Source organism: Polaribacter sp. L3A8 (genome assembly GCF_009796785.1).
Classification (GTDB): Bacteria; Bacteroidota; Bacteroidia; order Flavobacteriales; family Flavobacteriaceae; genus Polaribacter.
On the sequence record NZ_CP047026.1, the window covers coordinates 569,864 to 582,544 of the forward strand.

A 12,681-nucleotide genomic window follows, 5' to 3' on the forward strand; every position below is an offset into this window, starting at 1 on the left:
CTTGGCAAAACAACTCATCATATCGGCTCCGAGTAGCAACGCAGGTAAAACAACGCTTACTTTAGGTTTGTTGCGTTTATTGAAACGTAAAACAAAAGCAGTACAACCTTTTAAAGTGGGACCAGATTATATAGACCCAAAGTTTCATAAACTAGCTTGTGGACAAACAGGTGTCAATTTAGATTTGTTTATGATGTCTGAAGAAGATATTAATAACAATCTAAACTTTTACGGTAAAGATTCTCAAGTAAACTGCATCGAAGGTGTAATGGGGTTATTTGATGGTGCCAATAAAGACAAAGGAAGTACGGCAGAAATGGCTAAGAAATTAGAAACGCCCGTTTTATTGGTGATTGATGCAAAAGCGGTTGCGTATTCTGTTGCTCCACTTATTCAGGGTTTTGTCAATTTTGATGCTGATGTAAAAGTAATGGGTGTTGTTTTTAACCGTGTAGGTTCTGAAAGACATTATACCATGTTACAAGAAGCTTGTGAAGATATTGGAGTGCCATGTTTTGGATATTTAGCTAACTTAAAAAACATTGAAATTCCATCTAGACACCTTGGGTTAAATATTAAGGAAATTGAAAAATTTGATATTCTGATTGATGAAATTGCAGATGCTTTAGAAACTACTATGGATTGGAAAGCAATATTAGACGCTTCTAAAGAAGTGCACGTTGCTCCTATTTCATCCGAAGAAAAAAAATCAACTAAAAAAATAAAATTTGCAGTCGCTAAAGATGAAGCTTTCAACTTTATATATCCTCAAAATATAACAGCCATGGAGCAATTAGGTGCTGTTACATTTTTTAGTCCTATTCACGATAGTGAAATTCCTACTTGTGATTTTATGTATTTCCCTGGTGGATACCCTGAGGTGTATTTAAAAGAATTATCTGCTAATAAAAACATGTTACATAGCATTAAAGAATTTGCTGCAAATGGCGGACAAATATATGCCGAATGTGGTGGTATGATGTATTTAGGGAAATCTATAATTTCTGAAGAAAATGAATCTTTTGAAATGGTAAATTTCTTCGATTTCGAAGCTACAATTGCAGATAAAAAACTGCATTTAGGATATCGTACTTCTACTATTAACGAGCATATTTTTAAAGGACACGAGTTTCATTATTCGAGTTTAATAGAGGATAACGAAACAGTTACCGAAGCAACAATTACAAATGCGAGAGCAGGCGATACAACAACAAAAATTTATAAAAAACAGAATGTAATGGCTTCTTATGTACATCATTATTTGGGTACATCAGAAATACTTTTACAATTGATTAACGAAATAAATAATAAAGCATGAAAATTTACACAAGAAAAGGAGACAAAGGTACCACCGGCGTTTTTGGAGGAAAAAGAGAGTTTAAAAACTCTGCAAGAATTGAATGTATTGGTACTTTAGATGAGGTGAATTCTACCATAGGATTGATGCGTTCTAAACTAGGAAATGAGCATGAATGGCAATCAAACCTGCACCGTATTCAAAAAGATATGATGAATATGATGTCGCATTTGGCACGTCCATCAGATTCTAAAAAAGTAAACCCAAATCCTGAACCTAAAGATGGTGCTGAATTCTGTGAAATTTGGATGGATGCTATGGAAGACAATATTAGTTCTCCTTCTGATTATTTTTTGTTACCTGGTGGAAATGAAATATCGGCACTTTGCCACGTTTGTAGAACACAAATGCGCAGAGGCGAAAGACAATTGGTTACTTTAATGCAAGAAGACCCAGAATGTGTACATGATTATATTATGAGTTATGTAAACAGAATGTCTGATTTATTTTTTACAATGGCAAGAGCAGAAATGGACAAGCACGGTGTTGCTGAAGAAAAATGGAATCTGTTTTTATACAAGAGAAAGAAAAAGAAAAGTTAAAGTGGACAAATAAATACTATTCAGAACAAAATGAAGATATAATAGAATGTCTAGTTGAGCACAGTGGAAACCTAATTTTACACAAGCACAGTTCTCGACTGCGCTCGAACGAACAATTGAACTTATTTATATGTAAGAATATAATTTATTAACGATATATCATTTTGCATTAGGGATAGCAGCGGCATCCTTTTTTGTTCCGTCAGGACAAAAAAGATATAGCGTATAGCCCGACCCAAAGGGAAACGCCCAAAAACAATAAAGTAGCTTTATTATAAAAAAAATAACGACTTAAATTAAAAGAAATGAATAAAATTCCAATTACCATAGTTACCGGATTTTTAGGGGTAGGAAAAACTACCTTAGTACATAATATGTTAAAAAATGCCAATGGAAAGCGCATTGCTGTGTTGGTAAATGAGTTTGGAGAAGTAGATGTAGACGGACAATTAATAGCTTCATCTGAATGTGGAGACGACGATTGTAACTTAATTCAACTACCAAACGGTTGTATTTGCTGTACAGTACAAGAAGAGTTTTTACCGTCTATGTTGCAATTATTAGAGCGTAAAGAAGAGATTGACCATATTGTTATAGAAACTTCTGGTTTATCGATGCCTAAACCCTTAGTGAAAGCGGTAAACTGGCCCGATTTAAAACCTCATATTACTATAGATTCTGTGATTACCGTTGTGGATGCTGTAGGAATTGCTACTGGAGAAATTTGCGATAGAGAGCGTGTGCAAGCACAACGATTAGCAGATGATTCTTTAGATCATGAAACTCCGATTGAAGAACTTTTTTTAGACCAATTAGTTTGCGCTGATTTAGTTTTGGTAAGTAAAAGAGATTTAGTTGATGACGAGAAATATGATGAAATCACTAAAATAATTACTGCTAAAGCAAGACCAAATACTAAAATTATTCCTGTTATAAATGGTGAATTAGATAATGCTTTGTTGTTAGGTATAGAAGCTTCTGCGGAAGACGATGTAGATAATCGTCATTCAATTCACGAAGAGCACCATAAACAAGGAAGCCATCACCACCATAATGATGATGTTAAAACGGTTTTACTAGAGTATGCTGAAACGGCTGATATTAAAGCTTTGGTTAAAGATTTAAAAAAGTTGGTGGAAGACCATGAAATATACAGAATAAAAGGTTTTGTTAATATTTCTAACAAGCCAATGCGTATGGTTTTACAAGGAGTAGGTTCTCGTTTCGATTATTATTTTGAAAGAGCTTGGGGCACTACTGAAACTCGTAAAACAAGTATTGTGGTTATTGGTAAAAATATAAAATTGACTGAAAACAACCAAATAAAGACGCATGTACATCATCACGATCATGGACATTCTCATTCTCATTCTCATTAACAGATGACACACATTTTCACAACAAAAAAACTGGAGAAAATAATCCACAAGAAAATAAATAAAGACGATTTCTTTGTTGAAAACAAGCTTGGAAACTGGAATGCAAATGTCTTTTTTATTGCTAAGAAGAAATGCATTCTTTTTGTAAACTCTAAAACTTTTTTTTCGGTTGTAATTCCACGATTTTCAGTAAAAGATATTAATAATCTGGACCAATTATTTATTGATAATTTACATGAGCAATTATTATATGAAAACATAGAAATTGATTACAAGGTTATGCTTTCAGAAATTGGTGAAATAAAATTCAATCCTACTAATAACAACAGAAAAACCATTGGTATTCTTACTTATAATATCGAAAAGATGAATTATTTTAAATATGAATATCCTGTTTTTAATAATCTTGTAATTAGAGAAATGACCGAAAAGCTAAACAACACGCCATTTAAACAATTAGACTGGAAAAACCCTGGTGAAAAAATGCTTTCACTTTTAAAAGAACAAAGCTTAATTTAAGAATACAAAGCCATGAGACCACACAGGTTTATTTTTTTTAAGGCACTTAATAAAATTCAGAAAGTAATTCAACATTAAAAACTAATAATTAAAAATTATAAAGTGTGCATTTAATTTCTACCATACCAGGCGGCTGGAACCCAAATGATGAGGGTGTTTTTTACATAGATCAATCTCCAGGAGATATTGTTTTTTTATCTTCTGCAGATTCTGATTTATTTATGATGAATAATGCCTACAAATTAATTTATAATTCTGTAGAAAACCCGCCTTCTTTTCGTTTTGCTAACCTTAGTTACTTTAAACAAGAATTAACTATAGATACCTATGTTGATGAAGTGATTTCGTCTGCTAAAATTGTGGTGCTAAAACTTTTGGGAGGAAAAGGGTATTACAATTACTTATGTGAAGCGCTTACTGAATGTTGTGAAGAAAACGATATTCAGTTAGTGTTTTTACCAGGTGATAATAAACCCGATTTAGAGTTGATGCAATCTTCTAACATCCCGTTAAAAGAGGTAGATTTAATTTGGAAATACATTCAGTCTGGAGGTATTGAAAATTGCCAAGCGGCTTTGCAATTAATTAGCAATAGAATTACAGATATAAAGGTAACTCCGAATGCTATTAAAACCATTCCCGATTTATTTTTGTATCACCCTGATGAAGGAATTTACAATGCATCAACCTTACCACAAGAAAAAAAACAAGCTATTATTTTCGGTTATAGAAGTTATTATTTATCTAATAATTTAGCTCCAGTACATAGTATTATTAACGCCTTAGAAGTACAAGGTATCTCTGCTATTGCCTTAATGGCTGCTGGATATCGTGAACAAGATATTCAACAACAAATTTTCGATTTATTAAAATCGCATCACATAGAAAAACCGCAAGTAATTATAAATACAACTGGTTTTAGTGTGCAAGGATTTCATGATACAACACAAAGTTTATTTGAAGTATTTAATGTGCCTGTTATACAAGCCATCATGGGAAGTTGCAATCGTGAAAGTTGGCTAGAAGGTACTTTTGGATTACCGCCTACAGATATTGCCATGAATATTGCTTTGCCTGAAGTTGATGGTAAAATTATAGCAAAAGTAATATCCTTTAAAGAATCTATAGAAAAAGATGTTTTAACAGACTCTGAAGTAGTTTCTTATGTACCTAACATCGAAGGTTGTGAGTTTGTGGCACAAATGGCAAAAGCTTGGATAAACTTACAACAGAAAACTAACTCAACAAAGAAAATCGCCTTAGTTTTACCCAATTATCCTAATAAAAATAGTCGGTTAGCAAATGGTGTTGGTTTAGATACGCCGCAAAGCACCTTGCAAATACTAGCACAATTGGCAGATGAGAATTATAGCTTAGCAACTGATTATCCAAAAACCACTAAGGAACTAATCAATAAATTAACCAATGCTGTTACGAATGATTTAGAAACGATAAATACCTTAAATGAAAGGCAAACCATTAAGTTAGATGCTGGTATATTTTATAAATATTATAACCAATTATCTGACGAACTTCGTGATAAAGTAGAAAAAAAATGGGGAAATCCTGAAAAATCACCTAATTACAAAGAAGGTCATTTTTTAATTCCTGGTTTTGTTTCTGATAATGTATTGATAAGTATTCAACCAAGTAGAGGGTATAATTTAGATTTACAAGCCAGTTATCATTCACCCGACTTGCCTCCTACTCCAGCCTATTTAGCGTATTATATTTGGTTACAACACGATTTTAAAGCAGATGCTTTAGTACATATTGGTAAACATGGAAATTTAGAATGGTTGCCAGGAAAAAGTGTTGCGTTAAGTAAAGAAACTTGTTTTCCTGCTGCAATATTAGGAGCCATTCCTCATTTTTATCCTTTTATTATTAATGACCCTGGAGAAGGAACACAGGCTAAAAGAAGAAATCAAGCTATTATATTAGACCATTTAATTCCGCCAATGACAAGAGCAGAAAATTATGGGGATCTTTTAAAGTTAGAATTATTAATTGATGAGTTTTACGAGTCTGCTTTAGTTGATAAAAAAAGAGCTTCATTAATTAAAATAAAAATTGAAAACCTTGTAAATGAAAGTCACCTTAAATCTGATTTAAACGAAGACGGAAAAGATATTGATGCTTTATTAGAAGTGATTGATGGGTATTTATGCGAGCTAAAAGAATCTCAAATTAGAGGTGGTTTACATATTTTAGGAAGATTGCCAACCGATGAAAAATTAGTAGACTTAATTGTTGCCTTACATCGTTTACCACAAGGAAACTTAAAAGGAATCACCCAATGTTTAGCGGATGATTTACAACTCGATTTCGATCCTATAAATGTGGTGTATTCTGATTCTTTTGATAAAGAAATATTTGGTATTCATTGCAGAACCTTCGGTCAAGCAGTTGAACTACTCGAAAACAAAGCTAAGAATATCGTTCATCAATTGTTAAATGGAAATCCTATTCATAAAATTGGTGATGATACCTCACAAATTATAAAATACATACTACAACACACCGTACCTGTTTTACAAAAAACTTCTAACGAAATTGGTAATTTAATTAAAGGTTTAAACGGACAATATATTCCCGCTGGTGGCTCTGGTGCGCCAACAAGAGGTCGCTTAGATATTTTACCTACAGGACGAAATTTTTATTCTGTGGATGTGCGCACGGTTCCGTCTGAAACGGCTTATCAATTAGGTCAAAAAAGTGCCCAAAATATTATTGATCGTTATTTACAAGAAAACGGAGAATACCCAACTTCTATTGGTTTATCTGTATGGGGAACCTCTACCATGCGAACTAGTGGAGACGATATTGCACAAGCCTTGGCTTTAATTGGCGTAAAACCCGTTTGGCAAGGAAGTAACCGTAGAGTTAAAGATTTTAAAGTACTCTCTACCTTAGAACTTAGAAGACCTCGTGTAGATGTAATGTTGCGTATTTCTGGATTTTTTAGAGATGCTTTTCCGGATTTAATTTCGCTGTTTAATGCCGCTATTGAAAAAGTAGCAGAATTGGATGAAACAGATGAGCAGAACCCTATAAAAAAACGTGTAGATGAAGAAAAAAAGCAATGGCAAGAAGAAGGCTTGGACGACAAACAAGCTAATGAAAGAGCTTTGTACAGAGTTTTTGGTTCGAAACCTGGTGCTTATGGAGCTGGATTACAAGGATTAATTGATGGTAAAAACTGGACTACTTCTGATGATTTAGCTCAGGCATACATTAACTGGAGTGGTTATGCCTATTATGGTAAAAAAAATAGCGGAAAATCTGCTCACGAAACCTTTAAAAAACGATTGTCTTCTATAGAAGTCGTAATGCAAAACCAAGATAATAGAGAACATGATATTTTAGATTCTGATGATTATTATCAATTTCAGGGAGGAATGACAGCAGCTGTGAATACCATAAAAGGTTCACAACCTGAAACGTATTTTGGAGATCACTCTCGCCCCGATAATCCGAAAATTAAATCTTTAAAAGAGGAATTATTAAAAGTATTTAGATCGAGAGTTGTAAATCCGAAATGGATGCAAGGGATGCGAGATCACGGTTATAAAGGTGCTTTTGAAATGGCCGCTACAATGGATTATCTTTTTGCGTATGATGCTACTACCAATTTAATAGAAGATTTTATGTACGAACAAATTACCGAAACTTATTTGTTTGATGATGAAAATAAAGCTTTTATAGAGGAGCATAATCCTTGGGCATTGAAAGATATGTCTGAACGTATGTTAGAAGCTATTCAAAGAGGTATGTGGGAAAATCCATCTGAAGAAACTATAGAAGATTTAAAGGCCATTTATAAAAAATCGGATGCTGTTATGGAGTAAATATTGAAAGGGAACTTAATATTCGACACTATCCTAAAAACTGTGTAAGTTCAAAAAATCAGGGTTAACTTATTTATAGTTTAATCCTGTTTTCAAATATAGCTAAAAATTGGTTTAGAATAATTCCCCAATTTCTAATTGGCATTTTCCATTTTTTAGTGCTTTCTCTTACTGCTAAATATACAGATTTCATCACTGCATCATCAGTTGGAAAAGAGAGTTTATTTTTGGTGTATTTTCTAATTTTTCCGTTTAGATTTTCTATTAAATTTGTGGTATAAATAATAGTTCTAATTTCCACTGGAAAATCAAAGAATACGGTAAGTTCATCCCAGTTATTCTCCCAACTTCTAATGGCGTAAGAATATTTAGATTCCCATTTGGTTTTAAAGTCTTTTAAGGCAGCTCTTGCAGCTTCTTTTGTTGGAGCTGTATAGATTTGTTTCATATCTTTTGTAAAGGCTTTTTTATCTTTCCAAACAACATAGCGACAAGAGTTTCTAATTTGATGAACTACACAAATTTGAGTAGTTGAATTCGGGAAAATGGTTTTTATAGTGTCTGTAAAACCGTTTAAATTATCGGTTGCAGTAATCAGTATATCTTGAGTTCCTCTGGCTTTTATATCAGTTAAAACACTCATCCAGAAAGCAGAAGATTCATTTTTACCCAACCACAAACCTAAAACTTCTTTTTTGCCATCTGTTCTAAGCCCAACAGCAATGTAAATGGTTTTGTTAATTACTTTAGAGTTTTCTCGTACTTTAAAAACAATTCCATCCATCCAAACAATTAAATAAGTAGTCTCTAATGGTCTATTTTTCCAAGCGATAACATCAGTGGTGATAGCGTCAGTTATTCTTGAAATTGTGGAAGTAGATACATTAAAATTATAGAGTTCTCGGATTTGTTCTTCGATATCAATATTGCTCATCCCTTTGGCATACAATGAGATAATAACATTTTCGACACCATCCGCAGTACTTTGTCTTTTCTTTATAATCATTGGATTAAAAGAACTATTACGATCTCTTGGCACTTGTATTTCTGTCTCCCCTAAAGTAGTTTTTAGCTTCTTTTTAGTGTAGCCATTTCGTAAGTTATTTGCTTTACTTTTTTGATGTTTATCATAATCTAAATGAGCATCGAGTTCGCCTTCTAAAATCTTTTCAACTCCTCGTTTGTGAAGTTGTTCGATGAAGCTGGTTAGCTCTGATCCGTTGTTAAATTGTTTTAAAAAATCATCGTTTAATAAATCTTCTGGTCTCATAAGTATATAAAATTTAAAGTTAATAAAAATAAAAAACTTACACACTTTATGAGACAGTGCCTTATATGTAACTAACTACTGACCTCTATAATTATAACTTTTACTATATACTTAACAACGATTTTTTATGATAAAACTCTGCAAACTTTATTAATAAATAGTTTTCAACCTCTTTTTTTGTTTTATCATTTTCTAACATCTCAAATACTTTAGATAGGTATATTCCTTTAAACTCAGATAAAATTCCTTCATCATTTACTATGTCAAGATATTTTAAGGTTTTTAGTTGCTGTAACATATAAACATGTCCTTTGTATTTCTGCTCTCGTCTTTCTAGGAACTGTTTATCCTTTTCTAGAATTTTATCACCCTTTTTTTCATAAGATTTCATGAGATTTGATAACCTTAAATAATATTTTTGCACGGTAGCATCTAGTTTACTAGCATCAAAATATAATTTCTTTAAACTTTTAAATGCTAATTCATGATAGGTATCTATAAAAGATTTATTATCATGTAAGTACTTTAAATAATTTAGGGCTACACGTTTATAAGATTTATTTTTTTGCCCTTCATTGGTATGCATATCTATTTCTAATAAATTTAAATTATTTGCAATAGAAGTAATTTTTGATAACTCTTTAAATTTAGTTGAATTTGTTAAGGCTACAATTTCTTCACTAATTTTGGCATGATTACCGGTATAAGTATACTCTTTGTATGAAAACTGAAACTCTTTACTTGGTTTCTCTATTTTAACATTTGGCGCTCTTTTTCTTTTCTTTAGTTTAGGCATACCAAGATCAAATGCATATGCATAACCAAAAGTTAGAGTTAATTCATTTAAACTACTATTATTGGTGATACTTCTAAACAACTGAACAGCCGTTAAAGTTAAATTATGTTTTTCTGCTATGGTAGTAGATGCATTTGCTCTAAAGTTTAAAACACCTGTTTTTATTTCTTTATTGGTGTTTTTATTATAAATAACACCAAATGTAGAGTTTAATTTATTTTCAAAAAACCTTTTATTAGCACTTACTCCAGTACCCCAAGATTTACTATCGTCTCTACCAATGTCGCTATAATTATAATTAAATGAAGTAGAAATATTTAGTTTATTTTCTGGAAAACCAATTGTGTAAACTGCATTTCCATTATGAAAATTATTGGCTTGCCCTACCCTAATAATATCATTTTCTTTGTTTGCAGAAGAAGCTAAAGAATAATTTAAATTAATGTTTTGAGTATTCTTTTTTGTTTTTGGAAGTTGCCAATTTAAATTGATATTAGAGTTTTGAGATAATTGCTTATAATTTAAAGCCTCTAAATCTTCATCGGTTAAATCACTATCATTAATATCATCGAACTGATTTAAACTTTTATTTGTAAAGGTTGAAAAATTAGAATACGATCCTGTAAGAACAATAGCGTCTGTAATTTGATATGTAGCATTTAAAGCACCTATATTTCTGTTTGTTCCTTGTGTTTTTTGATTGTTTAAATTATCTTTTTGATACCCAACATTAAAAGATAAATTTACTTTATTGTTAAATAAAGTTCTTGAAGCATTTAAGGTAATATTTTCAAAATCGTTATTAAAATAATAGGCTCCTAGAGTTTCGTAGCCAGGTTCTATACGCTCAAAACCAACGCCTAATTTCATTTCTGCTACATTTACCTCTAAACCCGCTTTTAGTGCCGAATAAAATTCTGTTGATGATCTATTGTTAAACAAATAGCTTGCTAAACCAGAACCTTTATCTGTACTTTTATCGGCACGTAAGTCTTGTGTAATAGCGGTAGATGCATATTCTGCATATAACTTATAATCTTTAGCAATGGTGGTTTCTCCTTCTATACTAACCACTAAATTTTCTCTTGGTTTTATGTTTCTTTCTTCTGGAATGTTTGAAATAGAATTTATAGCATCTTTAGCATAAAAACCTGTAACACCTAATTTATATTTGTCTTTATTCCATTCTAATTTAGTACCATACCCCATTCTTTTATATGCAGGTAAAGTTCTTTCTTCGCCATCATCTTCTGTAGCTTTTAACAACCTACCATACATGGCACTAATTTTAAAACTTCCTCTTGGTGTTAACTCTACTCCTCCACCCGTAAATTGATGTCCATTTAATGTGTAAGGAGAAAAATTCATGTTTACATCTCCTAAATGTGCTTGTACCCATTTGTATTTTGGGTGAATACTTAACCTGTTAAATTTAAAGGGTGTTTGATACCCAAAATTGCTACCTTGGTTAGAGAAACTATAACTTAAGGGCATGCTAAAGGTTAGCCAACTTATATTTATATTACCTTGTAAAAAATAAGTAAACGGAGCTCTTGCACTACGTGAATTAGAACTATAATATACTCCATTAGTAGAAATAGCGCCGTTTATTTTTAAAGGGCTATTTCTAATCTTATCTATGGTTCTACTACCTATATTTTCTAGGTCTTGAGCAACTGTAAATGTTGTTATAAAAAGTATTAAAATAAGATAAAATATCTTACTTGTAAATTGGTTTCTCAATTCTCTTTTTTTTAGTTATTGAAAATGTTTCAATAAATAGTTTACTCTACTCTTAAAAAAATAAGCAGTAAAATAAAATTACTTGTCATTTCTTTTTTAATTTTCGTAACCTAACTCTATTATTATCTTAACAAACTATATTATGCTACCTTTTTTTAATTCCCTTATCCTTGTCAGGATTAAGAAATGTAATTCTCTTCTTTCTTAAAAACAAATAAGTTTCCATTGTTATCTAATTGATACAATTCGGTTTCTGTTAATTTAGGAATATTTGTTCCTAAGTTCTGTTCTTCAAAAATATGCAACCAATCGATTTTATGTGTAATTCTATTTAAAGCAAATAAGCAGTCTTTAGACCATTTTTTATCGTTATCTTCTTGCTGCATCATGGCAGTTAAAAACAGATGGGTATCCGTAAATGGGTTATTATTTAGTTGCTTAATAAAAATAATTTTGTTTTTTTGTAATTCTTCAGTAATATTTACAAAATGAATAGCATTAGTTTTTAAATCTAGTTTTATATAATTATTGTGTAATGCACCAATTAGTTTTTCAGAATTTTTATCTAAAACAAAGTTAACCCCGTCAAGAGTAAGACCTTTGGTTTGAGAATCCAAACTTATATTTGAAAGATCAAACCAGCTGTTTGTTATTACGCCTTTTTCTATATTTACAGCTATTAATTTGCTGTTTGATGTTATTAAAAAAACTTCATTTTTATGGATTCCTATAATTTTACTTACATTATCACCTAACTCTAAGTCCCAATTTAACTCACCATTTTCATAGTTAATAGATGCAAAACGGTCTTTATTAAAGAAACCAATAGCGTTGCCTTTAAAAACTAATTCTGAATTAAAATTTTGAATTTCAAATTCTTTACTCAAAAAATTTCTATCCATATCATATACACCAAATTCCCATTTCCATTTTCGATTTTCTCTTCTAAAGTTCACTTTACATAAAATTTTATTTTCAAAAATTGAATTCGTAAAAAAAGGAGTTTTAACTTCAACAAATTTTTCATTTTTCATATAAAATCTCACACCTTCTTTATTAAAAAAGTATAGTCCTTCATTAATGAACCAGAAACAATCACTCTCAACATCATTAAGTATAATATTATCCTTTTCAATCAAATTACCATTTTCATTAAAATAAACTATATTTTTATGACTTTTTAAACCTGAAATATTTTTCCATTTTTTTATTAATCTATACATA

8 protein-coding genes are annotated in these 12,681 nt (G+C 31.2%); 5 read left to right on the forward strand and 3 right to left on the reverse strand.

Going from position 1 to position 12,681, the window contains the following annotated elements; translation table 11 throughout:
- The first annotated feature begins 1 nt into the window (after position 1).
- From GQR92_RS02060 to cobN, 5 genes are all read left to right on the forward strand, one after another.
- Positions 2-1,318 (forward strand): cobyrinate a,c-diamide synthase, encoded by a 1,317-nt coding sequence (locus tag GQR92_RS02060; protein WP_158837564.1) that lies wholly within the window; start codon positions 2-4, stop codon positions 1,316-1,318.
- The gene (locus tag GQR92_RS02065) at positions 1,315-1,899 is read left to right on the forward strand and encodes a cob(I)yrinic acid a,c-diamide adenosyltransferase (RefSeq protein WP_158837565.1); all 585 of its coding nucleotides are present in this window, start codon (positions 1,315-1,317) and stop codon (positions 1,897-1,899) included. The genes GQR92_RS02060 and GQR92_RS02065 overlap by 4 nt, the downstream gene beginning before the upstream one ends.
- Before the next feature lie 305 nt (positions 1,900-2,204).
- Complete coding sequence (gene cobW, locus GQR92_RS02070) at positions 2,205-3,278, forward strand: cobalamin biosynthesis protein CobW (protein ID WP_158837566.1); 1,074 nt, start codon at positions 2,205-2,207, stop codon at positions 3,276-3,278.
- Positions 3,279-3,281: 3 nt separating this feature from the next.
- Positions 3,282-3,797, forward strand: coding sequence for a DUF6933 domain-containing protein (locus tag GQR92_RS02075; protein ID WP_158837567.1), 516 nt, complete (start codon positions 3,282-3,284; stop codon positions 3,795-3,797).
- A 104-nt stretch (positions 3,798-3,901) separates the two neighbouring features.
- Positions 3,902-7,648, forward strand: coding sequence for a cobaltochelatase subunit CobN (gene cobN / locus GQR92_RS02080; RefSeq protein ID WP_158837568.1), 3,747 nt, complete (start codon positions 3,902-3,904; stop codon positions 7,646-7,648).
- A gap of 73 nt (positions 7,649-7,721) precedes the next feature.
- On the opposite strand, the gene GQR92_RS02085 is transcribed toward cobN, so the two are convergent.
- The 3 genes from GQR92_RS02085 to GQR92_RS02095 form a co-directional block, all read right to left on the reverse strand.
- Positions 7,722-8,918 carry an IS256 family transposase gene (locus GQR92_RS02085; protein ID WP_158837569.1) on the reverse strand — a complete coding sequence of 399 codons (1,197 nt, stop codon included), beginning with the start codon at positions 8,916-8,918 and terminating at the stop codon, positions 7,722-7,724.
- 103 nt (positions 8,919-9,021) lie between these two features.
- Complete coding sequence (locus tag GQR92_RS02090; RefSeq protein WP_158837570.1) at positions 9,022-11,457, reverse strand: hypothetical protein; 2,436 nt, start codon at positions 11,455-11,457, stop codon at positions 9,022-9,024.
- 179 nt (positions 11,458-11,636) lie between these two features.
- Positions 11,637-12,680: a hypothetical protein gene (locus GQR92_RS02095; RefSeq protein WP_158837571.1), complete on the reverse strand. Its 1,044-nt coding sequence runs from the start codon at positions 12,678-12,680 to the stop codon at positions 11,637-11,639.
- Position 12,681 lies beyond the last annotated feature (1 nt).